Source organism: Actinoplanes philippinensis (assembly GCF_900113015.1).
GTDB classification, from domain to species: Bacteria; Actinomycetota; Actinomycetes; order Mycobacteriales; family Micromonosporaceae; genus Actinoplanes; species Actinoplanes philippinensis.
Genome location: NZ_FONV01000006.1, coordinates 393,126 through 417,727 on the forward strand (window position 1 = coordinate 393,126; position 24,602 = coordinate 417,727).

At 73.1% G+C, this 24,602-nt stretch carries 24 protein-coding genes and 1 pseudogene; 13 read left to right on the forward strand and 12 right to left on the reverse strand.

Annotated elements, in window-relative coordinates:
- Positions 1-239: 239 nt before the first annotated feature.
- A complete protein-coding gene (locus BM290_RS18085) occupies positions 240-1,559 on the reverse strand; it encodes a lipase family protein (protein WP_093615450.1) in 1,320 nt (439 codons plus the stop codon).
- A 292-nt stretch (positions 1,560-1,851) separates the two neighbouring features.
- On the opposite strand from BM290_RS18085, the gene BM290_RS18090 reads away from it, so the two are divergent.
- Positions 1,852-4,671 carry an AfsR/SARP family transcriptional regulator gene (locus BM290_RS18090; protein WP_143133815.1) on the forward strand — a complete coding sequence of 940 codons (2,820 nt, stop codon included), beginning with the start codon at positions 1,852-1,854 and terminating at the stop codon, positions 4,669-4,671.
- A gap of 23 nt (positions 4,672-4,694) precedes the next feature.
- On the opposite strand, the gene BM290_RS18095 is transcribed toward BM290_RS18090, so the two are convergent.
- The gene (locus tag BM290_RS18095; RefSeq protein ID WP_093615454.1) at positions 4,695-5,381 is read right to left on the reverse strand and encodes a TetR/AcrR family transcriptional regulator; all 687 of its coding nucleotides are present in this window, start codon (positions 5,379-5,381) and stop codon (positions 4,695-4,697) included.
- A 53-nt stretch (positions 5,382-5,434) separates the two neighbouring features.
- On the opposite strand from BM290_RS18095, the gene BM290_RS18100 reads away from it, so the two are divergent.
- The 3 genes from BM290_RS18100 to BM290_RS18110 are packed head-to-tail and all read left to right on the forward strand — an operon-like array spanning position 5,435 to position 7,659.
- Entirely contained in the window at positions 5,435-6,247 is an 813-nt protein-coding gene (locus BM290_RS18100; protein ID WP_239143465.1) for an SDR family oxidoreductase, read from the forward strand.
- A 32-nt stretch (positions 6,248-6,279) separates the two neighbouring features.
- Positions 6,280-6,948, forward strand: coding sequence for a hypothetical protein (locus BM290_RS18105; protein WP_093615458.1), 669 nt, complete (start codon positions 6,280-6,282; stop codon positions 6,946-6,948).
- Between the two features lie 3 nt (positions 6,949-6,951).
- Positions 6,952-7,659, forward strand: a complete 708-nt coding sequence (locus tag BM290_RS18110; RefSeq protein WP_093615460.1) for a class I SAM-dependent methyltransferase — start codon at positions 6,952-6,954, stop codon at positions 7,657-7,659.
- Between the two features lie 35 nt (positions 7,660-7,694).
- Here BM290_RS18110 and BM290_RS18115 read toward each other — a convergent pair whose 3' ends face one another.
- The gene (locus tag BM290_RS18115; RefSeq protein WP_093615462.1) at positions 7,695-7,961 is read right to left on the reverse strand and encodes a hypothetical protein; all 267 of its coding nucleotides are present in this window, start codon (positions 7,959-7,961) and stop codon (positions 7,695-7,697) included.
- Positions 7,962-8,050: 89 nt separating this feature from the next.
- Here BM290_RS18115 and BM290_RS18120 point away from each other — a divergent pair, with 89 nt between their 5' ends.
- From BM290_RS18120 to BM290_RS18145, 6 genes are all read left to right on the forward strand, one after another.
- Positions 8,051-8,548: a MarR family winged helix-turn-helix transcriptional regulator gene (locus BM290_RS18120; protein ID WP_275413218.1), complete on the forward strand. Its 498-nt coding sequence runs from the start codon at positions 8,051-8,053 to the stop codon at positions 8,546-8,548.
- Complete coding sequence (locus BM290_RS18125) at positions 8,545-9,873, forward strand: methyl-accepting chemotaxis protein (RefSeq protein ID WP_093615464.1); 1,329 nt, start codon at positions 8,545-8,547, stop codon at positions 9,871-9,873. Before BM290_RS18120 ends, BM290_RS18125 begins: the two co-directional genes overlap by 4 nt.
- A 60-nt stretch (positions 9,874-9,933) precedes the next feature.
- Positions 9,934-10,641 carry a VIT1/CCC1 transporter family protein gene (locus BM290_RS18130; protein ID WP_093615466.1) on the forward strand — a complete coding sequence of 236 codons (708 nt, stop codon included), beginning with the start codon at positions 9,934-9,936 and terminating at the stop codon, positions 10,639-10,641.
- Between the two features lie 90 nt (positions 10,642-10,731).
- Positions 10,732-11,430, forward strand: a complete 699-nt coding sequence (locus tag BM290_RS18135) for an SDR family NAD(P)-dependent oxidoreductase (RefSeq protein ID WP_093615468.1) — start codon at positions 10,732-10,734, stop codon at positions 11,428-11,430.
- A gap of 79 nt (positions 11,431-11,509) precedes the next feature.
- Positions 11,510-12,496 (forward strand): ATP-binding cassette domain-containing protein, encoded by a 987-nt coding sequence (locus tag BM290_RS18140; RefSeq protein ID WP_093615470.1) that lies wholly within the window; start codon positions 11,510-11,512, stop codon positions 12,494-12,496.
- Positions 12,493-13,482: an ABC transporter permease subunit gene (locus tag BM290_RS18145; protein WP_093615472.1), complete on the forward strand. Its 990-nt coding sequence runs from the start codon at positions 12,493-12,495 to the stop codon at positions 13,480-13,482. The genes BM290_RS18140 and BM290_RS18145 overlap by 4 nt, the downstream gene beginning before the upstream one ends.
- Positions 13,483-13,500: 18 nt before the next feature.
- Here the strand turns inward: BM290_RS18145 and BM290_RS18150 are convergent, their stop codons facing one another.
- Both BM290_RS18150 and BM290_RS18155 read right to left on the reverse strand, forming a co-directional pair.
- The gene (locus BM290_RS18150) at positions 13,501-13,698 is read right to left on the reverse strand and encodes a hypothetical protein (protein ID WP_093615474.1); all 198 of its coding nucleotides are present in this window, start codon (positions 13,696-13,698) and stop codon (positions 13,501-13,503) included.
- A gap of 75 nt (positions 13,699-13,773) precedes the next feature.
- On the reverse strand, positions 13,774-14,349 hold the full coding sequence (locus BM290_RS18155) for a hypothetical protein (protein ID WP_093615476.1): 576 nt from the start codon (positions 14,347-14,349) through the stop codon (positions 13,774-13,776).
- 219 nt (positions 14,350-14,568) lie between these two features.
- On the opposite strand from BM290_RS18155, the gene BM290_RS18160 reads away from it, so the two are divergent.
- A complete protein-coding gene (locus BM290_RS18160; RefSeq protein WP_093615478.1) occupies positions 14,569-15,021 on the forward strand; it encodes a hemerythrin domain-containing protein in 453 nt (150 codons plus the stop codon).
- Here the strand turns inward: BM290_RS18160 and BM290_RS18165 are convergent.
- Positions 14,990-15,835 (reverse strand): hypothetical protein, encoded by an 846-nt coding sequence (locus BM290_RS18165; RefSeq protein ID WP_093615480.1) that lies wholly within the window; start codon positions 15,833-15,835, stop codon positions 14,990-14,992. The two genes, BM290_RS18160 and BM290_RS18165, sit on opposite strands and share 32 nt — an antisense overlap.
- 9 nt (positions 15,836-15,844) lie before the next feature.
- Entirely contained in the window at positions 15,845-16,813 is a 969-nt protein-coding gene (locus BM290_RS18170; RefSeq protein ID WP_093615482.1) for an ArsR/SmtB family transcription factor, read from the reverse strand.
- Between the two features lie 64 nt (positions 16,814-16,877).
- On the opposite strand from BM290_RS18170, the gene BM290_RS18175 reads away from it, so the two are divergent.
- Positions 16,878-17,858, forward strand: coding sequence for an aldo/keto reductase (locus tag BM290_RS18175; protein ID WP_093615484.1), 981 nt, complete (start codon positions 16,878-16,880; stop codon positions 17,856-17,858).
- A 24-nt stretch (positions 17,859-17,882) separates the two neighbouring features.
- Here the strand turns inward: BM290_RS18175 and BM290_RS18180 are convergent, their stop codons facing one another.
- Positions 17,883-18,518 carry a hypothetical protein gene (locus tag BM290_RS18180; protein ID WP_093615486.1) on the reverse strand — a complete coding sequence of 212 codons (636 nt, stop codon included), beginning with the start codon at positions 18,516-18,518 and terminating at the stop codon, positions 17,883-17,885.
- 125 nt (positions 18,519-18,643) lie between these two features.
- Positions 18,644-18,964 (reverse strand): MerR family transcriptional regulator, encoded by a 321-nt coding sequence (locus tag BM290_RS18185; RefSeq protein WP_093615488.1) that lies wholly within the window; start codon positions 18,962-18,964, stop codon positions 18,644-18,646.
- A gap of 689 nt (positions 18,965-19,653) precedes the next feature.
- Between BM290_RS18185 and BM290_RS18190 the strand changes: the two genes are divergently transcribed.
- Positions 19,654-20,427, forward strand: a complete 774-nt coding sequence (locus tag BM290_RS18190; protein WP_143133816.1) for a hypothetical protein — start codon at positions 19,654-19,656, stop codon at positions 20,425-20,427.
- A 73-nt stretch (positions 20,428-20,500) separates the two neighbouring features.
- Here the strand turns inward: BM290_RS18190 and amaB are convergent, their stop codons facing one another.
- From amaB to BM290_RS18205, 3 genes and pseudogenes are all read right to left on the reverse strand, one after another.
- Positions 20,501-22,030, reverse strand: coding sequence for an L-piperidine-6-carboxylate dehydrogenase (gene amaB, locus BM290_RS18195; protein ID WP_093615492.1), 1,530 nt, complete (start codon positions 22,028-22,030; stop codon positions 20,501-20,503).
- Positions 22,027-23,424 (reverse strand): 2-oxoadipate dioxygenase/decarboxylase, encoded by a 1,398-nt coding sequence (hglS, locus tag BM290_RS18200; RefSeq protein WP_203779236.1) that lies wholly within the window; start codon positions 23,422-23,424, stop codon positions 22,027-22,029. Before hglS ends, amaB begins: the two co-directional genes overlap by 4 nt.
- A 247-nt stretch (positions 23,425-23,671) precedes the next feature.
- Positions 23,672-24,565 (reverse strand): annotated as a pseudogene (locus BM290_RS18205) (NAD(P)/FAD-dependent oxidoreductase); the annotation flags it as partial.
- Between the last annotated feature and the right edge of the window lie 37 nt (positions 24,566-24,602).

Genomic DNA, 24,602 nt, shown 5'->3' on the forward strand with positions numbered 1-24,602 from the left:
GACTCACCCCGCCGGGGTACGACGCAGGTTCGGACCCTCCGCGTGCGGCGAAACCGAGCCATAGCGGCCCCGGACACCCCACCCGGCACGCCACGGTCACCAAGCCCCGCCGCACTGTTTCGAACGGCAGGGCCAGTGCCTGTTTCGGAAGGGGAACGGGAGCGGGGCCGAGGTCCGGGCGAGCGGCTCGGCCGGGCCATGCCGCGCCCCGGCCTTTCCGGAGAACGGCGCCGGCCGCCTCAGGGCATCAGCGGCAGCGCCGCGCAGTTCGACGACGTCTTCGCGCCGGCGAGGCGCTGGGCCAGCCAGTCGACCGCCGGGCCCTGGTCGGACAGCAGCGGCCCGAAGTGGTTGAGCAGCGGGCTCACCGTCCACGGCAGCGCGACCGGGGCGTAGACGACCGAGCCGCCGAGACGGCACCAGGCGGCGGCCATCGTCCGGGCCTGGCCGTGCGGCACCAGGTTGTCGAATACGCCGGTCGCCACCCGGACCACGCCGGCGGGCTTGCGGCTGCCGATCAACTGCTTGCCGAGGTACGCCCGGAGCGTCGGCTCGGCACTGACGATGTCGGAGACGGACTGCCCGTTCGTCGTCCAGGCGGTGCTGCGCCGGCCCGCGTACGCGAAGATCGCGTCCCCCACGCACATGGTCGACAGGTCCTCCAGCACGGCCCGGCCGGACGCGCTCAGGTAGCGGTCGAGCAGCGGCCGCAGATCGGGCTCGGACTGCGCGAACCCGTTGACCGACCAGCCCAGCGCGCCGAGCAGCTCACTGCCGTCGATGGCTTTCATGACCGCGGTGAGGTCGGCCGGGGGCGCGCCCGCGTAGGTGGCGGTCACCTGGACGTCCGGCGCGTACGCCGCCTGCAGCTCCGCCGCCGCTGCCACCGCGCCGCCGCCCTGGCTGTAGCCGTAGAGCCCGACCGGCGACGCCCCGGTGATCGACGTGCCGGGCAGCGCCCGGGCGGCACGGGCCGCGTCGAGCACGGCGTGCCCCGAGTCGACCCGGTTGACGTAGGTGTGCAGCCGGTCGGTGGCGCCGAGCCCCGGATAGTCGGTCTGCACGACGGCGATGCCCTTCGCCAGCAGCCGGTAGATGGCCAGCACCTCGTAGCCGATCGACACCGTCGTCTGCCCGTCGCCGGCGCCGAGGACCAGCCCGCGCTGCAGGGCGAGGGAGGTGGAGCACTGGTCGCCCTGTCCCATCGTGCCGGGCGCGAGGACCACGAGCGGGCGGACTCCCCGGTACGACGCGGCCGGCTCCAGGTAGGCGCCGGTCACCGCGACCGGGTTGCCGGTCGAGTCGGTGGATTTGTACATGATCCGGGTGGCCCGTCCCGGCAGGGTGCCGTCGATGCCGGGCAGGGACAGCGCGAGTGGCAGCGGCTCGGTGCGGATCAGGGCGCCGTCGGCCGCCGGCAGCGTCGCGGGCGGCGTGTAGAAGCCGGGGACGGTGACGCCGCGGGAGGTGACGGCGGCGCGGGCCGGGCCGGCGGGAAGACCCACCGCGAGCAGGGTGGCGGCGATCAGAGCGGCGGAGAGACGGGTGCGTACGGACATGTACGGCCTCCGGGGACTCAGCATCGAATCCACTCATAGGTGTCGATGAGCGAAGCTGTGTTACCGGACGGTAACCAGGCGAAACGAGAGACTCCAGAGCCTTCATTTCTCGTCTCGCCGGACCCGGTGACCGCGCCCTCCCCCTCCGGCGGCGCGATCACCGGGCCGGGCCCACCATGACGGACTCCGCTGAGGCGCGGCTGAAGTCCCGCTGAGCCGATGATCTCGGCTGCGGAAATCCGACAACGTCGCCGTTTCTGCGGCATGTCCCCTTCGTGCCAGAGTGGACGGCATGCGGATCAACCTGCTCGGTCCGGTCGAGGTGGTCCGCGACGGCGTGTCCCACCCGGTGACCGGTCTGCGCCGCAAGGCGGTGCTCGCCGTGCTGGCGCTGCGCCGGGGCGAGGTGGTCGGCGTGGAGCGCCTGGTGGACAGCGTGTGGGCGGGCGGCGCCCCGTCCACCGTGGCCAACTCGCTGCAGCAGCACGTGTCCCAGCTCCGCCAGCTGCTGGGCGACCGCGGCGCGATCGTGGCCCGCTCCCCCGGCTATCTGCTGCCGGTCGACGCGGCCGACACCGATGTCGCCGCCGCCGAGCGGCTGATCCGCGCGGCCGGCACGAGCACCGATCCGGCCGAGCGCGCCGGTCTGCTGCGCTCGGCGCTGGCGTTGTGGCGCGGCGCCTCGCTCGCCGACGTGGCCACCCTGCCGTGGCTCGACGATCAGGCGCGCCGCCTCGACGAGCTGCGCCTGCGGGCACGCCGTGACCTGGCCGCGGCCGAGCAGGCGACCGGCAACGACGCGGCGCTGCTGCCGGAGCTGGCCGACCTGGCCGCCGCGCACCCGTTCGACGAGCAGTTGCACGCCCGGCTGATCCTCGCGCTGTACCGGGCGGGCCGGCAGGCCGACGCGCTGCACGCCTACCAGCGGTTGCGCGAGCGGCTGCGCGGCGAGCTCGGCATCGACCCGAGCCCGCCGCTGCGCGAGCTGGAGACCGCCATCCTCCGGCAGGACTCCGCTCTGGCCGCCCGGCCGGCCCCGCCGCCGGACACCGCGCCGGCCCGCTCCCACGCCACCCGCGTGCCCGCGCAGCTGCCCGCCGCGGTGCCCGCGTTCACCGGCCGTGACCTGGAGCTGCACGAGCTCGGCTCGGCGGCCGAGGACACCGGCGACGCCACGGTGGTGATCGTGGCGGTGTCCGGCAGCGGCGGCGTCGGCAAGACCGCCCTCGCCGTCCACTGGGCACAGCGGGCCGCCCCGCGCTTCCCGGACGGCCAGCTCTACGCCGACCTGCGGGGGTTCGCCCCGGAGGGGTCCGCCGCCGACCCGGGCGAGGTGGTGCGCGGTTTCCTGGACGCGTTCGGCGTCCCGGCGTCGTCGGTCCCGGCCGGGCCGGCCGCCCAGACCGCCCTCTACCGCAGCCTGGTGGCCGGCCGCCGGGTGCTGGTCGTGCTCGACAACGCCCGCGACGCCGCCCAGGTGCGCCCGCTGCTGCCCGGCGCGCCCGGCTGCATGGTGGTGGTGACCAGCCGCAACCTGCTCACCCCGCTGATCGCCGGCGAGGGCGCCCGGCCGGTGCCGCTCGGCCCGCTGACCGCCGAGGAGGCGTCGGCGCTGCTGGCCCGGCGGCTGGGCGCGGCCCGGACCGCCGCCGAGCCGGCCGCCGTCGCCGAGATCGTCGCCTGCTGCGCGCGGCTGCCGCTGCCGCTGGTGGTGGTCGCCGCGCAGGCCGCGACCCGGCCGGCCCTGACACTCACCACTCTCGCCGCCCAGCTGCGCGAGCGCCGGGGCGACCTGGGCGCGTTCGACGCCGGCGACGACAGCACCGACGTGAGCGCGGTGTTCTCCTGGTCGTACCGTCGGCTGACCGAGCCCGCCGCCCGCCTGTTCCGGCTGCTGGGCCTGCACCCCGGGCCGGACGCCGGCGTCACCACGGCGGCCGCGCTCTGCGGCGCCTCACCGGCCGCCACCCGGCGGCTGCTGGCCGAGCTGGCCGAGGCCAGCCTGATCAGCGAGACGGTCACCGACCGTTTCACCATGCACGACCTTCTCCGGGTGTACGCGACCGCCCGCGCCGTGGAGCACGACGAGGCGGCCGACCGGCTGGCCGCGCAGCGGCGTCTGCTGGAGCACCTGCTGCACTCGGTGCAGGCGTGCGCCCGTGTGCAGTACGGCGCGTGGCAGAGCCTGGACCTGCCGCCAGCCGCCGAGGACCTGCCGGTGGAGCGGTTCGGCGATCCGACCGCCGCCAATGTGTGGTACCGGGCGGAGCAGCGGGTGCTGATCGCCGCGATCGGGCTGGCCGCGGGCGTTCCCGGCCTCGAGGGGTATGCGTGGCGGCTCGCCTGGAGCCAGAGTTTGATCATGGAGGCGCACGCGCTGTGGCGGGACGCGGTCACGGTGCAGCGGATCGGGCTGGACGCGGCGACCCGTACCGGCGACCGGATCGGCTGTGCCCACGCCGAGCACGGGCTCGGCATGGCGTATTCGTGGATGGGCCGGGACGCCGACGCGCTGCGGCACCTGGACCGGGCCGCGTGGGAGTTCGCGGCCCTCGGCGACCGATGGCATCACGCGCAGGTCTGCTTCGGCATCGGCCTGGTGCACGACCGGCGCGGCGAGGACGCCGAGGCCCGCGACCAGTCGATGCGGGCGCTGGAGCTGTACCGGGAGATCGGTGACCGGCGCGGCCAGGCCATCGCGCTGGGCAACATCGGCTGGTCGATGGCGAAACTCGGCGACCTGGAACCGGCCCTCGCCGCCTGCCGCGAGTCGCTCGAGGCGCACCAGGAGCTCGGTGACGTGCAGGGCATCGCCGGTTCCTGGGACAGCCTGGGCCTGGTCCACCAGCGTTCCGGCCGCCTCGGCGACGCGACGACCTGTTACCGGGCCGCCGTCGAGCTGTGGGGCCGGATCGAGAACGACTTCCAGCGGGCCGCCACGCTGACCCGGCTCGGCGACGTGCACGCCGCGGCGGGCGAGGACGACGAGGCCCGGGCGTGCTGGGAGCTTTCGCTGACCATCCTGGACGAGCTGGAGCACGCCGACGCCGAGGCGGTCCGCGGCCGGCTGGCACCGGTCCCGATCCACACGGCGTCCCGGATCGACGGCTGACAAAGCCGCCGCGCGTGGCGGGGTCACATGCGGTTGGCCAGGCCGTCGAGGATGCACTCCAGGCCGAAGGCGAACCCGTCGCCGCCGGGACCGAACGCGCCGTCGGTGGCCGCCCCGGTCAGCGCCGGGAAGTCGCCGGCCCGCTCCCGCAGCGACTCGGCCAGCGCGGTGGCCAGGTGCACCCCGTCGTCGGCGGCGATGCCGGCCTCGGCCTGCACCTGGTTGCGGATGTGACCGGTGAGGACCACCACCGCGTCCACCCGCTCGGCGCCGGACAGCCCGGAGCCGTCCAGCAGGGCGACGGCGCGCTCCAGCCAGCTCACCTCGTTGGGGCCGACCGGCCGGGCCTGGACGGTGGCCTGCGCGATCCAGGGATGACTCCGGAACACCTCGCGCAGGCTCTCCGCCCACCGCCGTAGCGCGGGCCGCCACCCCTCGGGGCCGTCGACGGCGGGCGCGACGCCGAGCGCGCTGTCGATCATCAGGGCGACCAGCTCCGCGCGGCCGGGCACGTACCGGTACAGCGACATGGCGGTGAACCCGAACCGGTCCGCCACCCGCTGCATGGTGACCGCGGGCAGCCCCTCGGCGTCGGCGATCGCGACGGCGGCCTCGGCGATCTGGGCGACGGTGAGCACCGGCCGCGGACCCCGGCTGCCCCGAGCGCCGCGTCCCCACAGCAGATCCATCGCACTGACCTGAGCCTTCATCGGCACCTCTCGTTTCGTTGACGCCGCCACGCAGAACTGTGTATAACATAAACGTGACTGCTTACGGCATAAACAGTTTGAACGCCTCCCTCGCCGGTCGCACCGCTCTGGTCACCGGCGGCTCCCGCGGCATCGGCCGGGGCATCTGCGAGCGCCTCGCCGCCGGCGGCGTCCTGGTCGCAGTCCACTACGCGAGCAACGACGCCGCCGCCAAGGACACCGTCGACACCATCGAGGCGGCCGGTGGCCGGGCCTTCCCGATCCGGGCCGAGCTCGGGGCCGACGGCGACGCCGACACCGTGATCCAGGCCGTCGCCGCCGGGCTGCGCGCCCGCACCGGGCAGGACCGGCTCGACATCCTGGTCAACAACGCGGCCGTCGCCGACTCCGCCGGCGGCATCGACACCGAGACCCCGGAGGCGTTCGACCGGCTCTTCGCGGTCAACGTGCGGGCGCCGTTCTTCCTCATCCAGAAGGCGCTGCCGCTGATGGGCGACGGCGGCCGCATCATCAACATCGGCTCCGGCGTCACCCGCATCGCCCTGCCCGGCGAGCTGGCGTACGCGATGACCAAGGCCGCGATCGCCACCCTCACCCGCAACGTCGCCAACCAGGTCGGCGCCCGCGGCATCACCGTCAACGCGGTCGCCCCCGGCCCGACCCGCACCGAGCGGACCGCGGTCTTCTACGACCGGCCGGAGGCCCGGACGATGATCGCGGCCGCCCAGGCGCTCGAACGGGTCGGCACCCCCGCCGACATCGCCGAGGTCGTCGCCTTCCTGGCCGGCCCCGGCAGCGGCTGGCTCACCGCCAACGTCATCGACGCCACCGGCGGCAGCTACCTGGGCCCGAAACGGCTCGGCTGAGGCCACCCCCACCCACGCGGTACGGTTTCGCGGTGATCGACACGCCGTACCGATGGGTGGCCCGCGTCGCCGGCGAGGGTGGCCCGCTGCTGGTCTGCGAGGCCGGCGCGTTCGCCGACTGGACCGGCGCGGTCCACGACGAGGACTGGCGGCTCGACCCGGCCTGCGACCTCGCCCGCGCCGAGGCCGTGCTGTATGCGGATGACGACGAGGCCGAGGCGGGGCTGCTGCCCTTCGGCCCGTCCGGCCGGCACACCGGGCTGATCTGGGAGATGGAGGGCGGCGGTGTCGCCGAGATCGCGACGGCCGGCGGCGCGAGCCTGCTGATCATGCGGTCCTGGGTCGACCGCGACGACGACGGCCCGCGTGACCACGTGACAGGCGCCGCCGCCCGTGACCAGGAGCGGCCGCTGCCCGGCGATCTCGACCTGCCGTCCGGCCGGGTCGCCGTGGTCTGGGCCGCGGCGCCGGCCGCCGAGGTCGCGGCCCCGCCCGCGGATGCGGCGCTGGATCCGCCGGTCCGGCTGAGCCTGCCCGGCATCCTGGGCGTGGGCGCGATGCTCGCGTTGCGCCCCGGCCGCTACCGGGTGAGTCACGGCTCCCACGACGGCGCGGCCGGCCGGTTCGCCCCGGCCGGCCGGCCCGGCGACGGCGACCGGAGCTGCCGCTGGGTCCGCCTCGACCGCCACGCGGACGGCTGAGCGATGACCGGGACGGATCAGGTGCGGGCGGCGTACTCGGCCGTCGCCCCGCTCTACATCGACCTGTTCGGCGCCGAGGACCGGGTGGCGGCCGACGACCTCGCCCTGATCGGCCGCCATCTGGCCGGCGTGCGCGGGCCGGTGCTGGACCTGGGCTGCGGCCCCGGCCACCTCACCGCCTACCTGCGGTCGCTGGGCGCCGCCGCGATCGGTGTCGACCTGGTGCCGGAGTTCGTCGCGCACGCGCGGGCCACCCACCCGGACGGTGACTACCGGCTGGGCTCGCTGACCGATCCGGATCTCCCGGCGGCCGGCGGTGTCCTGGCCTGGTACTCGCTGATCCACCTGCCACCGCCCGAGCTGGACGCGGCACTCGCCGGATTCGCCCGCCTGCTGTCCCCGGGCGGCCGGCTGGTGATCGGCTTCTTCACCGCCGGCAGCGGCGAGCCCGCAGTCAACGGCGAGCCCGCAGGCAACGCCGGGACGGCCGACAGCGGCGGAACGGTCGAGGCCTTCGATCACAAGGTCACCACCGCCTACCGATGGCCGCCCGCGGAGCTGTCCGCCCGCCTGGCCGCCGCCGGGTTCACCGAGACCGAGCGCCTGCTGCGCCCGGTCGATCCCGCGCACCGCCCGCACGGCGCGATCGCCGCGGTGCACCGCGGTCGCGGTACGCCTGATCACCACGCCTCGCTGCCGCTGCGCCCCTGACCCGGCCGTCCCGTCAGCCGGCGCGGGGCCGCATGTCAGCCCGCGGTGGCGTGGAGGGCCCGGTACGTGACCGCGCGGATCTTCTCCGACCTCGCCGTGACCCGGAGCAGGTCACCCGCCTCCATCAGCAGTTCGGTCATCCGGACCAGGTCGTCCGGGCTGCACGGGCGGCCCAGCCGCGCCTTCCGGGCGGTGATCTCGACCAGCGCCCGCGCCAGGTCACCGCCGAGGACCTCGGCCAGCGCGTCGATGAGCGTCGAGTCGGTCGGCTGCTCGTACTGGTGTCCACGATTGGCAGGCATGCGGTCAGCTCCTGTTCGCGCCGGGCGGTGCCGGACTCGGGGCACGTCGACTACTTCATCGGCCGAACCATTCAGCCGATGAAGTAGTCGTGGCGAAGACGATTCCCGACACCGCCGAGGCGCCGCCGTCGCTGGCCGTGTCCGCGGGTGGTTACGAACTCGGCTATCTGATGTTGCTCGCGGGCCGGGCGGTGCAGAGCGCTGTCGACGAGGCCGCCGCCGAAGGCGGCCTGCCGGCGGTGGATCTGATCGCCCTGTACGCCCTGCGGGTGCACGACGGGCTGACCGCCGGCATGGTCGCGCGTCTGCTGCACCTGCAGCAGTCGTCGATCACCGCCCTCGCCGACCGGTTGGAGCGGTCCGGCCTGATCACGCGGGAACGGGACCGCGAGGATCGGCGGCGCGTCTGGCTGCGCCTGACCGACGAGGGCCACGACCTGCTGGATCGCTGCGGCACGCGGATCCGGCTCACCGTACGCGACCGGTTCGCCTCGCTCACCCCGGATCGTGCCGCCGCGATGGCCGGCCTGCTCAGCAGCGTCGTCGAGCCGTGGCTCACCGACATCGTGGCGGGAGCACGGCGGTGAACGCCCTGCGGAGGCTCCCGAAGAGCGCCGAGCTGTCCGGCGAGATCTTCCGGGTCCGGCACCGGATCCTCTGGGGTGTGCTGGCGGTGCAGACCGTCGTCCTGCTGGTCGTCCTGGGCGTGCGGCAGGCCGCCCACCTCGGCGGCCATCACGGCTCCGTCGTTCTGTGGGGCAGCTATGCCGCCTCCGTGGTGTGCCTGGTCGGCGCGCGGACCGCCGGGTCACACCGTGCCCGACGCATGCTGGTCAGCCTCGGGCTGCTGCTGGGCTGCTCGGTGACCCTGCACACGTTCGACGGGCGTACCGATCTGCACATGCAGTTCCTGGTCGTCGTCATCATGATCGCCTGGTACCAGGCGTGGCCGCCGCTGCTCATGGCGATCGGATTCGTCGGACTCCACCACTTCGTGGCGGGCGTGGTCGACACCGACTCGGTCTTCTCCGACCCGGCTGCGGCGGCGAACCCGCTGCCCTGGGCTCTGCTGCACGCCGCCTACATCGGCGCGGAGGTGGTCGTCCTCGTCGGGTTCTGGTCCAGCATGGAGGACACCGCGACACGCGAACTGGCCGCCGTACGACGTACCCACGAGCTGGCCGACGCCGAGCAACGCGCCCACCGCGAGCTGACCGAGGCGCAGGAGGCCGCCCGCCGCGAGGCCGAACACGCGGCCGAGGTCGCGGCGATGTCCCAGCAGCTGGCCCAGACCGTCGACGCGCTCAGCACCGCCAGCACCTCGGTGGTCGAGAACACCCGCCGGGCCCAGCAGGTGATGAACGAGTTCATGCAGGCCACCGTGTCGATCGAGTACTCGGTGCAGCAGTCACAGGCGACCTGGGGCACCGCCCAGCACCACACCGCGAACACGGTCTCCACCATCGCGTCGCTGACCGGCACCTCCGCCGACATCGCCGACCTGGCCCAGGAGATCGACGACGTCGCCCGGCAGACCAGGCTGCTCGCCCTGAACGCCACCATCGAGGCCGAACGTGCGGGCGAGGCCGGGCGCGGGTTCGGCGTCGTGGCCGAGGAGGTCAAGCAGCTCGCCGCCAAGGTGTCCGCGTCGACCCAGCGGATCGCCACGGTCGTCGAGCAGATCACCCGCAACGCCACCGACGCCGGCGCCGCGCTCCGGGAGATCGACACGGTGCTGGAGCAGGCCCGAGAGGCGCAGGACACGGTGATGACCGCCGTCCAGATGCAGGGCGTCGCGGCGAAGGACGCGCACGAGGCGATCAGCGCGCTGAGCGCCGAGGCCCGCCTCATGTCACAGGACGCCGCACCCGCCGCCGAGCCCGCCGCGGGCCCCGTGATCGATCTCTGGTGAGGGGCGAGCAGAATCCGGGTACGGCCGACCCGGGCCGGGTGTGACATCGAGGAGTGACCCGTGGTCCTGCATCCTGGCGAGCCGCACGACGCGGGGCTGTCCGGGCGGCTCAACCGGCTGCGCGCCGGGGTGCTCGGCGCCAACGACGGCATCGTGTCCACGGCGGGGCTGGTGATCGGGGTGGCCGGGGCGACCACGGCGACCGGGCCGATCGCGACGGCGGGGCTGGCCGGTCTGGTGGCCGGCGCGGTGTCGATGGCGCTGGGTGAGTACGTGTCGGTCAGCAGCCAGCGCGACACCGAGCGGGCCCTGCTCGACAAGGAGCGCGACGAGCTGGCCCGTTTCCCGGAGCAGGAGCTCGAGGAGCTCGCCGCGCTCTACGAGGCGAAGGGCCTGAGCGCGGAGACCGCCCAGCGGGTGGCGCGGGAGCTCACCGACCGGGACGCGTTCGCCGCGCACGCCGACGTCGAGCTGCACCTGGACCCGGACGAGCTGGCCAGCCCGTGGCAGGCGGCCGTGGCATCGGCGGTGGCCTTCACCGGCGGCTCGCTGCTACCGCTCGCCGCGATCCTGCTGCCGCCGCCGGGGCTGCGGGCCGGCACGGCGTTCCTGGTGGTGCTGCTGGCGCTCGCCGCCACCGGCTACCTGAGCGCCCGGCTCGGCGGCGCCCGCCCGGCCCGGGCGGTGGCCCGGCTGGTGCTCGGCGGCGCGGCGGGCATGGCGGTCACCTACGCGGTCGGCGTGCTGACCGGCGCGGCGATCGGCTGACCGCCCGCTCGCGGACGCCAGGGTGGTATTGGCGGTCCTACCGAGGAGCGTTCTCTGGATGGGCGGCCCGGACCGGCGCAGAGTCGAGGCATGTCGAAGAACATCTTCATCACCGGCGCCAACAAGGGACTCGGACTCGAAGCGGCCCGCCGCCTCGTCCAGCAGGGGCACACCGTCCTGGTCGGGGCGCGCGACGCCGACCGGGGACGCAAGGCCGCCGCCGAGGTGGGCGGCCGGTTCGTGGCCATCGACGTCACCGACGAGGCCTCGGTCGCCGCGGCCGCCGCCGACGTCGCCGCACACGAGGGCCACCTCGACGTGCTGATCAACAACGCCGGCATCGCCGGGCCGCTCACCCAGGGCACGGAGCTGCGCGGCGAGGACGCCACAGCGGTGTTCGACACCAACGTCATCGGCATCGTCCGGGTGACCGGCGCCTTCCTGCCGCTGCTGCAGGCGGGCACCGACCCGGCCGTCGTCAACGTCAGCAGTGGCCTCGGATCACAGGCGATCACCCACGACCCGGGCCGGGTGGAGTCGACGGTGGTGGCGCCGCTCTACAACGCGTCGAAGGCGGCCGTCACCATGATGACCACGCAGTACGCGAAAGCGTTCCCCGGCATCCGGTTCAACGCCGTCGACCCCGGCTACACCGCCACCGACCTGAACGGCAACAGCGGGCCGCAGACGGTCACCGAGGGGACCGACGCGATCGTCACGCTGGCGACCGAGGACCCGGGCGCGGGCACCGGCCGCTATCTGGACCGGTTCGGGCCGCTGCCCTGGTGAGCTTCCGGCCGTACCTCTGACGGGTATGGCATTTTCCCGGGACATCGAAGAGTGGCATCGGTGATCTAGGGTCCCCCGAGTGACCCCCGTACTCGAGATATCAGGACTGCGAAAGACATATCGCAGCCGTAAAGGTGTCCGGAACGCTCTGGACGGCTTCGACATGATCGTCGAAGCCGGCCAGGTGCACGGATTCCTCGGGCCCAACGGCTCGGGCAAGACCACCACCCTGCGTACGCTGCTCGGGCTGATCGAGCCCAACGGCGGCCGCATGGCGATCCTCGGCAAGGAGGTGCCCCACCACCTGCCGGAGGTGGCCGGGCAGGTCGGCGCGATCGTGGAGAGCCCCCAGTTCTTCCCGCACTTCACCGCCGAGCTGACGCTGAGCCTGCTCGCCGACGCCGGCGGCGTGAACCGGGCCCGGGTGCCCGCGGTGCTCGACCTGGTGGGCCTGCGGGACCGCGCCAAGGAGCGGGTGAAGACCTACTCGCTCGGCATGAAGCAGCGTCTGGCGGTCGCGTCGGCGCTGCTCAAGGAGCCGAAGCTGCTGATCCTGGACGAGCCGGCGAACGGCCTCGACCCGGGCGGCATCCGGGAGATGCGCACCCTGATGCGCGACCTGTCCGACTCCGGAATGACGGTGCTGCTGTCCAGCCACATCCTCGGCGAGATCCAGCTGATCTGCGACTCCGTCACGATCATCTCGGCCGGCCGCCGGGTGACCTCCGGCTCGGTGGCCGAGGTGCTGGCCTCGCACCGGTCCGGCATGGTCCGGGTGCGGCTGGAGACGGGCGTGGACCTGCTGGACGCGGCGAATGCGCTGCGCGAGGCGGGCGCCCAGGTGACGCTGGAGAACGACCACTTCACCGTGGCGAACGCGTCCAACCCGGCCCTGATCACCAGGGTCCTGGCCCAGCGGGGCGTCTATGTCAGTGAGCTGACCCCGGTCTCCGCCGACCTCGAGGACGTCTTCCTCGAGCTGACCGGCACCGCGCCGGTCGCCGGGCAGAACCGGCAGGTCGACGAGTCCGCCATCAGCGGCGCCAAGAACGGATGGGGCCAATGAGCCTGGCACGTGCGGAGACCCGGCGGCTGTTCCGGCGCCGCTTCACCTCGGTGATCCTGATCAGTGTGCTGCTGATCCTGGCCGCGACCGCGGTGGGCAGCTTCTTCAGCACCGAGAAGGTCGGCGAGACGCAGATCGCGGCGGCGAAGGCCGAGGCGGAGGCGAACTACCAGGAGGCGGTGAAGACCGTCGCCGCGGACAAGCAGAGGTGCCTGACCGAGAACCCGGGCAACGCCGCCGCCTGCGATTGGCCCGACCCGTCGCCGAGCGACTACGACTACACCTGGTACATGCCGGAGACCTTCAACCTGCGGGCCGAGTACCCGACGATGATCACGCTGCTGGCGGTGGTGCTCGCCGGGGCGGCGTTCCTGATCGGCGCGTCCTTCGTCGGCTCCGAGTGGAACAGCGGCGGCATGATGAACCTGCTGCTGTGGCGGCCGCGGCGGCTGCAGGTGCTGGGCACCAAGCTGGCCGTCCTGCTGGGCTGGTTCACCGGCCTGACGCTGCTGCTCGGCGCGCTGTGGACCGGCATCTTCACGTTCATCGCCACGTCCCGCGGCACCACCGAGAAGATGACCGGTGGGGTGTGGCAGTCGTTCGGCCTGACCGGGCTGCGCGGCCTGGCCCTGGTCGTGGTGGCCGGCGCCGTCGGGTTCGCGATGGCGTCGCTGGGCCGGCACACCGGCATGGCGCTGGGCGCGCTCGTCGGGCTCGGCGCCCTGCAGATCGGCGTCTACATCATGGCGCAGCTGGCCGGGGCGAAGTATCCGGAGGCGTGGCTCGCGCCGATGTGGGCGTACGCGTGGATGTTCAAGGAGTTCGAGGTCTTCGACTACAACTCCTGCAACTTCTCCGCCGACTCGGGCTGCGAACCGGACAAGTTCGTCCTCACGTGGCAGGTGACGGGCGTCAGCCTGGCGGTCGTCACGGTGCTGATCGTGGGCGCCTCGCTGTGGGCGATGCGCCGCCGCGACATCACCTGAGCCGGGGGCACTCCCCGCTCAGTCGTGACCACAGGTGACGATCATGCACAGATGGGTGCGGGCCAGATGGGTCCGCACCCACGGCAGGAAACAGCACAGGTCCGGCTCGACGTGGTGCAGGTGGTCCATGAGCCGGCCGGGCGCCGGGCGGGCCCGTCGCGGACGGCGGCTGAGCGCCTCCACCGAGCAGTTCGACATGGCCCGGCCCTCCCCCACGCGCTGTTCTCCCCCGTGAATCGTAGGCAGCCCGGCACCTCCGGGGAGAACGAACGGGTGAACCACGGCCCGCCGTCAGCCCGGCCGGACCTTCCCGGAACGGCGGGCGAGGACAGCGGTCAGGCTCATCGCCGTCGCGGCGAGGGCGGCGAGAACCAGGACCATGATGTACGGGTCGACGATCTCGATCCGGCTCTCGGCGATCCGGCGTGCGGCCGGGGCCTGCGGGGTGACGTCCGGGATCAGGGCGTCCGGCCCCCAGTGCGCCAGCACGAGCACCGTGACGAAGATCGACAGCATCGTCCCGGCGACGGCGAGCAGGCCCGCGATCAGGGTGCCCGCCGTCGTCCCGGACGGCCCGGCGGCGAGCGGCACCGCGACGATCGCGGCCAGTCCGGCCGCCGTCAGCGCCCACCCGATCGTGGCCGGGATCGGCGGAGCCGCCACCACGACCAGCAGCCACACCACGACGCCGGCCAGGCTGCCGCCGGCCGCGGCACGCCGGGCCCGGGCCGGCACCACGGCGCTGAACGTCAGCACCGCGGCGCCCAGGATCGCGGCCCCGACGACCGCCAGGATCAGGACGGCGGCGCCGCTGTCGGCCGCTTCGAGCAGACGGACGACCGGCAACCGGGGGCTGGTCAGCGGCATGAGATCTCCTCGGCGGGGGCGGCGGGTGCGGGTGGGCTGGAGGGGCTGCTGAGCCCGAGTCGGCCGAGGTCGAGGGGCCGGCGGGTGCGGGTGGGCTGGAGACTACCGCGCACGGTAGGGTCGGGGACAGCGTCGCGTGCCGGTGGCAGACCGTGTCAGGCATGGAGGCGCCGGACCGAAGGAGATCGGCGATGTCGTCGTCGTGCCCTTCGTCTTCGCGTGTCTGAGCGCGAGACGACCCGGCTGGTGGCCTGGGCTAAGGAGATGCGTGCGGTGCACGCCCGTCTACGTGCGGCTCTGCGTCTGACGCTGGAGTCGGACGATCTTGCCGTCGACGACCTGCTGCTCTACTGCCGCGGGTTCTGCTCGGCCCTCGACGGCCATCACCGCGGCGAGGACCGCACCCTGTTCCCGGCGATCGCCGCCGCCCATCCGGACCTGCGTCCGGTGCTGCGGAAACTGGAGCAGGACCATTCCATGATCGGCTATCTGCTCGGCGGCCTGCAGGCGGCCGTCGACAGCTCCGCCGGGCCGGACGAGCTGGAGCGGCACCTGCAGGGCGTCGGCGCGCTCATGGAGAACCACTTCCGGTACGAGGAGCGCATGCTCCTGACCGTGCTGGAGACCCTCGACCTGCACGTCACCCCGCGGGAGGCGCTGGGTCCGCTGTGACGGCGTCCTCCAGCACCAGGTGCGGCAGGGTCTCGTACCGCGGCTGTCGCGGCAGCCCCGGCGGCAGGACCGGCCGCAGCGCCTCGAAGACACGGCGGACCGCGTCGTCGTCGTAGTCGACGGTCGTCCGGGTGGCCCGCAGCAGCAGGCCACCCGTCGCCAGCTCGACGACCTCGGTGAACGCGCCGCCGGCACGCATCGCGGCGGCACCGCCGAGCGCCGCCGCGATCGCCGCCGGGCAGACCGTCACCCAGCCGTATCCGCGCAGGTGGCGGTGGCTGTCGCGGAGGCTGTCCTCGTCGTCGCGCAGCAACGCGTAGTCGAGATCCGTCGACGGCCCCAGACGGACCCGATCGGCGATCTCCCCGTACCCCGGATCGATGCGGTCGCCGATCTGCCGGACGACACCGATCACCGCGTCGGCGAGCGCCGGCATCACGGACGGCTCCAGGAGCCGGACGCCGAGGTCCAGCTGGAGGTACGAGTCGTAGTCCCGCGACACGTGGAGACGCACGTCGTCGGCCGGGCCGGGCGGCCGCTCGTCACCGTGGCCCCAGGTCACGTAGGCGCTCTCCAGACTCGGATGCATCATGTCGGCCCACGAGCGGCGTCGCACCCGCACCCCGTGCCGGCCACCGTGGTGACGCCGGAAACGTGGCGCCCCGGCCGGCCGGAGCAGCGGCCCGAGCGCCGCCTCGGCCGCGTCGTGCCACAGCTGCGCGATCTCCAGGTCCACCTCGTCGAGGTGGACGACCGCCCACAGCACCGGCGGCTCCGGCTCGCCGTTGAGCACCCAGTACGGCGCCCGCGCCACCCCCCACGATCAGTTCCCTTCCGAGACGAGCTGATCGCCGAGCGTGGTGCGTTCGTAGAGCACCCGCCGGCCGGCCCGGGCGGCCGCGGCCAGTCCCGCGTCACGCAGCGTGGTGAGATGGTGGGAGGCTGTGCCGGCGGACAGGCCCAGCCGGGTGGCGACCTCACCGGTGCTGTGCGGGGCGGCGAGCAGCGTCAGCACGGCCGCGCGGGTCGGGCCGAGCAGCGCCGTCAACCGTTCCCCGGCGGCCGGGACCGGCCCGGTGGCCCACACGTTGCCGAAGCCGCGCGGACCGTACCAGAGGGTCCGCCCCGCTGGTGAGTCCGGCATCGCGTAGACCTGGCCGCCGGCGAAACCTGTCGGCAGCAGGGTCAGATGGTGCCCGTCGAGGCTCCACCGGCCGGACTTGTGCGGGTAGCGCAGCTGCAGGGCGGCCCCGTCCCAGCCGAGTCGCGGGTGCAGGCCGTCGACGAGCCGCCGGGCGCCGTGCTCGGCGGCGATCCGGCCCCGGCCGGCGATCTCGGTGGCCGCCGCCGCCCGCAGCCGCGGCCACCACGGACGGATCGCGACGGCGGCGTAGGCACGGATCTCCGCGCCGAGACGGGCCAGACCGGCCGCCGGGTCGCGGCCGAAACGGTCGATCTCCGGTGGCGGCGGATGCCCGGCCCAACCGGCGGCCACCTGCGCGGCGACCACGTCGAGCGGGGTCGCGGCCACCTCGGCCAGCTCGTCGGCGAGCCCCGGCCGGCCGGTCCGCGGAGGCGGGGTGAGGAAGTCCGGCGCGTAGCCGAGCGGCCCGCACAGCACGGCGCGGAAGGTCGGCCACCGGGGCAGCTCGGGGTCGACCCGGCGGCGCCACGACTCGTGCGGCCCGCCCTCGCCGCGCAGGGCGAAGACGCTGGACACCACCTCGGCCATAGGGGAATGGGCGAACCGCAGCCCGGCCACGTCCGCCGGCCCGAACTCCCACTCGATCACGGCAGCATTCGAGCACAGTCGAACGGATTCCGCCACGACGGGCACGTGCCTACCGTTGCTCGGCATGGAATACACCCGTCTGGGCCGTACCGGCCTGACCGTGAGCCGGCTGTGCGTCGGAACGATGAATTTCGGCTGGCAGATCGGCGAGCCGGAGAGCCACGCCGTTCTCGACCGGGCCGCCGACGCCGGAATCAATTTCGTGGACACCGCGAACATGTACGGCCGGGAGACCGGCGACGGGCTCAGCGAACGGTTCGTCGGCAGCTGGCTCGACGGTCCCGGCCGCCGCGACCGCATGGTGCTGGCGACCAAGGTGTACGCGCCGATGAGCGACGACCCCAACGACCGTGGCCTGTCCGCGCGGCACATCATCGCCTCCTGTGAGGCGTCGCTGCGGCGGTTGCGTACCGAATGGATCGATCTCCTCCAGATGCACCACGTCGATCGCCGGACACCGTGGGAGGAGATCTGGCAGGCGATGGAGACCCTGGTCGCACAGGGCAAGGTGCGCTATGTCGGCTCGTCGAACTTCGCCGGCTGGCATCTGGCCCGCGCGCAGGCCGTCGCCGACCGCCGCCATTTCCTCGGCATCGTCTCCGAACAATGCAAATACAACCTGGTGACGCGACATGTGGAGATGGAGGTGCTGCCGGCCGCCGCCGACCTCGGCATCGGGATCCTGCCCTACTCGCCGCTGCATTTCGGCGCGCTCTCCGGCGCGCTGCGCAAACAACGCGACGGGGTGCCGGGCCGCGCGGTGCTGCACGCGCCCGAGCGGGTCGCCCCGCACCGCGAGGCCATCGAGCGGTACGAACAGTGGTGCGCCGGCATCGGCCAGGACCCGACGACGATCGCCCTGGCGTGGCTGCTGTCGCGCCCCGAGGTGACCGCCCCCGTGCTGGGCCCGCGCACGGCCGGCCAGCTCGACCTGCCGATCACCGCCCTCTCCACCGAGCTGGACGCCGAGGCGCTGGCCGTCCTCGACGACATCTTCCCGCCGGTCGGCAACGGCGGGCCCGCCCCCGAGGCGTGGGCCTGGTGACGTCGCGGCACACCGGCCCGGCGGCTAGCTCCCGGGTGACGTCTGTCGCCCGTCAGGGTGGCTCGGCCGGATCCGCACCGGACCGGCCGGGACGCCACCGGCTGGTCGTGGTGGGACGATGTGCTCGGCGGTCCGCAGCCGGCCGGCCAGCCACGACCGCAGATACGCCTCGTCGGCGCGGCCCCATCGCACGCCCATCGCGGTGATGCCGACGAAGGAGGCCATGAATCCCAGGGGTACGAGACACGCCGCCAGCGCCGGGCTGACCTCGCCGTGCAGAGCCCGGTCCAGCCCGACGGCGAGCAGGCCCACGAAGGCGGCGCCCGCCGCGCAGAGCCACACCGTGCTGAAGATCCGCACGAACGGCGACCAGCCGATGCTGCCGACCAGCCGGGATCCCGTCGCCGCCGGTTCGAGCCGGCCCCGCAGCTCCGGCCGCCACGAGTTCTGCGCCCCGGCCCGGACGGCCGCCAGCGACACCGACCGCTCACCCACCCGGCCGATGACCCGATACCCGCCCGCTCCGCTGCGCAGGGCCCGCCAGAACGTCGTCCGCCCCGCGCGCAGCCGCTCCCGGGCCACCGGCAGAGGCAGCGCCGACATCAGGGTCACCGGCTCGGTCCGCCACGCGCGTCGCCAGTTCGACAGCCATTCCGTCACATCGCGATTATGGTCCGGTCACGACCTGCGGCGTCACCGCCCGATGCCGGGCCACCGATTCGCGGCCCGGCCGGGTTGTTGCGGCGGGACCCGCCCCGGGCGGGGAAGGACCGTGGACGCCGGGGTCAGGCGGGGTCGGCCGAGCGGTCCTGCTGGAGGCGGCGGTTCTCCTCGAGAGCTTCCTCGAGCTGGTCCTCGAGGATGATGATCCGGCAGGCGGCCTCCAGGGCGGTGCCGGCGTCGACCATCTCGCGGGCCCGCACGGCGAGGCGCAGCTGGTAACGGGAGTAGCGACGGTGGCCGCCGGCCGAACGGAACGGGGTAAACAGCTTCTCCTCGTCCAGCCGGCGGAGGAAGTCCTGGGTGGCGCCGACGATCTCCGCGGCGCGGCCCATCGTGTAGGCGGGGTAGTTCTCGTCCTCGAACATGGCTTCCGAACGTGCCATTGACGCCTTTCTCGCGTTTGCGCGCGACGAGGGCCCCGGCGCTCAGCGCCGGGGCCCAGGGTTTACGGGTCAAACACCATTCACCGAAAGGTTCATCGGTTTTGTCTTGTCCGCACGTGCCGTCGATGACGGCTCAGGGTGCGGGGATCGCTTAAGCGTGACCGGAGACCACCTCTCAATCAAAGGCAACTGCGGTGTCCGCTCCTGGGCCCGAACACGGCCTGGTGGCGGGCGATCCAACGGTGTCCAGCCCTCCCTTTCCTCTACTTACCGATACATCTCTTGCTGCTGCTCGCCGGTGTGGGAACCCCACGCGACTTCATGGCCCCCACACGTGCGACGAGCTGTTCTGACCGGGGAGCCCCGAAAACCACATCAGCTCCCCGCGCCCTGACCTGGACTTACGTCAGGGTCTTCTGGTGCCACTGCCTTACTCGATCACTTGACGGCGGAGATCGGTCTCCACCGGGGTGCCGGGCGAGCCACGAGGATCCGGGCCCTGCTTGACGCTCGGCACGTCGTCTGCGTCTTCAACGACTCTCTGCTGTCAACGAGGAGAACATTACCCCCACCAAAGCAGAAAATCTAGTTCCTTCGGCCCAGACTTTTTGTACCCAACGACCGAGGCCGACGGGACGCAGAGGACTGGTGGCACGCGGGAGTCCGCAAACCGGGTTGCCAGGTGGCCGATGATGATCGCGATGACAACGAAACGAGAGGGAAGAGACCACGCCAGCCTTCAGCGACGGCTGGAGGTCTTGAAGCTGCCCGTGGTACCGCTGGAGCACCATGGTTTTCTGGCTCCCGCAGACCGCGCGGAGATGAAGCGCGAGCCGGAAACGGTCGGCGTGGGGCCCGACGGCACGGCGTTCGCCGTTTGGTCACACCGGCAGAACTCCCGGCACAAGCAGGTGACATGGCACCTCGGCGGCAAGGGGATCCGGATCCTCGGCGCCATCGACGTGGAGACGGACCTCCGGGTGTCGTTCGTGCAGCCGCTGCCGGAGGGGCGGGTCCTGCTGGCGGCGGCTCGCGCGGGACGTGGCGAACTCAACGGTGAGGTCTGGACCCACGACGGCGATCTGGAACACCGAGGCCACCTCGGCGACGCCATCGAGGAACTCCAGACGACAGCGTCGGGGAAGGTCTGGGCCGGCTATAAGGTCACGGACTGGGGGGCGTCTCCCTGTCGGTCTGCGCACAGCATGCTGGTCAGTGGCGCAGATCGTGCCCTGCTGGGGGGCTGGGGCTCCGAGTACGACGTCATGACCCTGCTACGTGTCGACCGCGATGGTGTGCGCCGCATCGGCGGACAGTGCCGCGTCGTGCTGCCCGACGGCATCGAGGCACAGCGGCTCCGTTACACCTGCCGCGGCGGTGACCTGCACGGCTTCATCCGAGGGCGTTGGTACCGCACCGACGTGGACGCCATCAGCGCGGCCGCCGGCTCCACCGGCACATGACGGCGGTCCTCCAGCGGGACCAGGCGCCGCCACGTGACGGGGAGAGCGGGTGACGGGAATCGAACCCGCAGGTTCAGCTCAGGAAGCTGACGTTCTGGGCCAGGGCCAGGGCGCTGGAGTAGTTGACCGTGTTGGTGGCCCGCCGCATGTAGGCGCGCCACGCGTCGGAACCCGACTCGCGGCCGCCGCCGGTCTCCTTCTCGCCGCCGAACGCGCCGCCGATCTCGGCGCCGGACGTGCCGATGTTGACGTTGGCGATACCGCAGTCGGAGCCGTCGGCGGCCAGGAAACGCTCGGCCTCCTGCTGGTCTCGGGTGAAGATGGACGACGACAGGCCCTGCGGCACGTCGTTGTGCAGGGCGACCGCCTCCTCGAACGTGTCGTAGGTGAGCACGTACAGGATCGGGGCGAACGTCTCCTCCCGGACGATCGCGGTCTGCCGGGGCATCCGCACGATCGCCGGCTCCACGTAGGCGCCGCCGAGGCCGTCCAGGCGGCGGCCCCCGGCGACGATCTTGCCGCCGTCGGCCTGGGCGCGTTCCAGCGCGGCGGCCATCGCGTCGGCGGCGGCGTCCGAGATCAGCGGGCCGACCAGGGTGCCGTCGGCGAACGGGTCGCCGATCGGCAGCCGGCCGTAGACGCCGGCGAGCCGCTCCACCAGCTGGTCGGCGATGTCGCGGTGGACGATCAGCCGGCGCAGTGTGGTGCAGCGCTGGCCGGCGGTCCCGGCCGCGGCGAACACGATGCCCTGCAGCGCCAGGTCCAGGTCGGCGGAGGGGGCGACCACCGTCGCGTTGTTGCCGCCGAGCTCCAGCAGCACCCGGCCGAACCGGGCGGCGACCCGCGGGCCGACCTCGCGGCCCATCCGGGTGGAGCCGGTGGCGCTGATCAGGGCCACCCGCGGGTCGTCGACCAGCTGCTCGCCGACGTCGCGGCCGGCGAGCAGCAGCCGGTGCAGCTCGCGGGGCGCGCGGGTCTGCTCGATCGCGCGGTCCAGCAGGTGGCCGGCGGCGAGCGACACCAGCGGGGTCAGCTCGCTGGGCTTCCACACCACGGCGTCGCCGCAGACGAGCGCCACGGCAGTGTTCCACGACCAGACGGCCGCGGGGAAGTTGAAGGCCGAGATCACTCCGACCACACCGAGGGGATGCCAGGTCTCGGCGAGGCGGTGGCCGGGCCTTTCCGAGGCGATCGTACGGCCGTAGAGCTGCCGTGACAGTCCGACCGCGAACTCACAGATGTCGATCATCTCCTGCACCTCGCCGAGCGCCTCGGAGCGGATCTTCCCGGCTTCGACGGTGATCAGGTCGGCGAGGTCGGATTTGTGGGCACGCAGCAGTTCGCCCAGCGTGCGCACGAGGTCGCCACGAGCGGGCGGGGGTGTGACACGCCAGGTGCGGAACGCCTCGGCGGCCTGGCCGATCGCCTCCCGCGCCTGCTCGGCGGTGGTGGCCCGCAGCCCGAACAGCCGCTCGCCGGTGATCGGGGACCGCGCGTGCAGGTCGTCGCCCTCGGGCACGCTCACCCCGATCCGGTCGAGGGCGGCCCGGGCCCGGTCTCGCAGCTGCGGGGTGGTCGGCAGGTTGCTCGCGGGCTCGCTCATGGCACGTCCTTCAGCGTCGTCAGGTTCAGGGTGGTGGCGACCGTTTCGAGGGAGGCGGCCTGCTCCCGTGCGTACAGATGGAAGGGGTTGTGAATGTCCCGGCCGATGGCCCCGGCAAGCCAGTCCTGGTCGTATTCGACGGCCTCGGCGCGGGTGTCGCGGCTGCCTTCGCCGCTGAGGTTGGACTGGAAGATCCCGGCCGCCGAACGGGGCAGGAAGTCCTCGTAGACGATCGGTGTGGCCGTCACCCAGCCCTGTTCGACAAGATCGGAAAGGCTTTCCGGGGGTACGCCGCCCGCGTGCCCGTGACCGGCGGCGTAGGTGAAGTAGGCGAGCCCGCGCTCACGCAGGCCGGCCTCGGTGTCGGGCAGGCCCCGCTCCCAGACGTCGACGGCCACGTCCGTGCGGCTGCGCCCGGGACTGCCGGCGAGTGTCCGGTCGATCTCGGTGAGGAGCCGATCGTACAAGGAACGGCCTTCCGGGGTGAGGGCGACGCCGCGTGCCTCGACCTCGCCGAACCGGACGCGCAGTGCGCCGGTGTTGATCGTGCCGTCGGCCTCGCGCATCGCGCGGGGTTCGGCGAGGGCCCGGAAGGACGTCTGGCGCAGCAGGACGTCGGGGCCCCGCCAGCGGGGCGGGCCCTGGATGGTGTCGATCATCTCGATGCCGCGCTCGGTCATCCGGCGGTAGAGGTCGTCGATGTCGAGGACGCGCGGGGTGAGGTGGTTGATGTGGGTGCTGCGCACTCCCCCGATGTCGGCGGCGACCGCGGAGACCGCCTCCAGTTCGGCGTACCAGGCGCGGTCGACGGGTTCCGCTGACAGTTCGAAGGCTCCGACGGCGAGGTCGAGGAAGCGTTCGGCGTCGGCCTCGGGCAGGCCCCGCCCGGCTTCGGCGCGGTCGGCGAGGGCGAGCAGCTCGGGGCCGAACAGTTCCCGGCCGGCGAGGAACGTCTCCAGGCGGGCGCGCAGGTCCGGGCTGAAGAACCGCGGGTCAGCGGGGGTGAGCATCGAGGTGAAGACGCGGAACGGGTTGCGGGCCAGCTCGTCGGCGTCGATCGGGCGGAACGCCGTGGAGATCACCGGGACGGCGCTGCTCGCGGCCTCGCGCAGGTCGTAGAAGCCGACCGGGCGCATGCCGAGCGCGCCGAAGATCCGGGCCACCTGGGCCAGCTCGGCCGGGGTGCCGACGCGGATGGCGCCGTGGCGTTCGGCGGTGATCCGGCCGATCGTGCCGAGGCGCTGCGCCCGGTCGCCGTCGCGGCCGACGACGTCCCGGTTCACCTCCTCGGAGACCTCGACGAGGGTGGTGTAGGCGGGCACCTCCCGGCCGTACATCGTGGAGAGACGCCGGGCGAACCGGGCCCGCAGCCTCCATTGCTCGATGATGCTCATCGGGTCCTCTCAGACGATGTGCGTTTCCGGGCGGCCGGACGCGCCGCCGGCGAAACGGTCGGTGGACAGCGGTGACACGTCGACGAACGGGGTCCGGTCCAGGTACAGGTCGCGGATCACCTCGCCGACCGCGGGCGCCTGCAGGAAGCCGTGGCCGGAGAAGCCGGTGGCGTAGAGGAAAGTTCGCGGACCGGCCGATGATCGCGTTGTGGTCGGGGCTCACCTCGTACAGCCCGGCCCACCCGTCGCACAGGCCGACGTCGAGCAGGCCCGGCGCCCGGCGGCCCATCGCCGCGCCGAAGCGGGGCAGCCACGCGTCGGAGTACTCGAGGTGGAAGCCGGGCTCCTCGTCCGGGTCGGACATGCCCATCAGCAGACCACGGCCCTCCCGGTGGAAGTAGAAGGTCGACGCGAAATCGATGGTGAACGGCACGACCCCGGTCAGCTCCGGCATCGGCTCGGTGAAGATGATCTGCCGGCGCAGCGGGGTGACCGGCAGGTCCACGCCGGCCATCGCGCCGATCGCCGCGGACCAGGCGCCGGCCGCGCAGATCACCGCGTCGGCGTCGATCGGGCCGCGGTCGGTGTGCACCGTACGGACCTCGCCGCCGGCCGTGTCGATGCCGGTGACCGTGACCCCGGTCCGCACCGTCACGCCGTGCCGCCGGGCGCCGGTCGCGTAGCCGAGCACCACCGACTCCGGGGTGCAGTGCCCGTCGTCCGGTGACCAGGCGGCCGCCAGCAGCCCGTCGGTGTCGATCAGCGGGGACAGCGCCTTCGCCTCGGCGACGTCGATCATGCGGCTGCCGACGCCCAGCTCGTTCTGGAGGCGCACGTCGGCCTCGAACGACGTCACGTCCTCGGGCGTCGACAGCAGGAACAGGTAGCCGACCCGGTGCAGGTCGATCTCCTGCCCCGGGCGCTCGCCGAACCGCCCGAAAGCGGCCAGGCTGCGGGCGCCCAGCTCGATGTTGATCCGGTCGGAGAACTGTGCCCGGACACCGCCCGCGGCCCTGCAGGTGGAGCCGGCGCCGAGCTCGCCGCGGTCCAGGAGCACGACGTCGCGTACGCCCGCCTCGGCCAGATGGAAGGCGATGCTGACGCCGATCGCGCCGCCGCCGATGATCACGACCTTGCCCATGTCTCATGGTCGGTCCCGAGTTTCGTTGACGTCCATT

Bases quoted from the DNA above. Each gene is read 5' to 3' on its own strand.
- BM290_RS18110 (WP_093615460.1), top strand. From the start codon at position 6,952: ATGACCGGGACGGATCAGGTGCGGGCGGCGTACTCGGCCGTCGCCCCG.
- BM290_RS18090 (WP_143133815.1), top strand. From the start codon at position 1,852: ATGCGGATCAACCTGCTCGGTCCGGTCGAGGTGGTCCGCGACGGCGTG.
- BM290_RS18135 (WP_093615468.1), top strand. From the start codon at position 10,732: ATGTCGAAGAACATCTTCATCACCGGCGCCAACAAGGGACTCGGACTC.
- hglS (WP_203779236.1), bottom strand. From the start codon at position 23,424: ATGAGCATCATCGAGCAATGGAGGCTGCGGGCCCGGTTCGCCCGGCGT.
- BM290_RS18155 (WP_093615476.1), bottom strand. From the start codon at position 14,349: ATGCCGCTGACCAGCCCCCGGTTGCCGGTCGTCCGTCTGCTCGAAGCG.
- BM290_RS18190 (WP_143133816.1), top strand. From the start codon at position 19,654: ATGATGATCGCGATGACAACGAAACGAGAGGGAAGAGACCACGCCAGC.
- BM290_RS18145 (WP_093615472.1), top strand. From the start codon at position 12,493: ATGAGCCTGGCACGTGCGGAGACCCGGCGGCTGTTCCGGCGCCGCTTC.
- BM290_RS18185 (WP_093615488.1), bottom strand. From the start codon at position 18,964: ATGGCACGTTCGGAAGCCATGTTCGAGGACGAGAACTACCCCGCCTAC.
- BM290_RS18115 (WP_093615462.1), bottom strand. From the start codon at position 7,961: ATGCCTGCCAATCGTGGACACCAGTACGAGCAGCCGACCGACTCGACG.
- BM290_RS18085 (WP_093615450.1), bottom strand. From the start codon at position 1,559: ATGTCCGTACGCACCCGTCTCTCCGCCGCTCTGATCGCCGCCACCCTG.
- BM290_RS18175 (WP_093615484.1), top strand. From the start codon at position 16,878: ATGGAATACACCCGTCTGGGCCGTACCGGCCTGACCGTGAGCCGGCTG.
- BM290_RS18095 (WP_093615454.1), bottom strand. From the start codon at position 5,381: ATGAAGGCTCAGGTCAGTGCGATGGATCTGCTGTGGGGACGCGGCGCT.
- amaB (WP_093615492.1), bottom strand. From the start codon at position 22,030: ATGAGCGAGCCCGCGAGCAACCTGCCGACCACCCCGCAGCTGCGAGAC.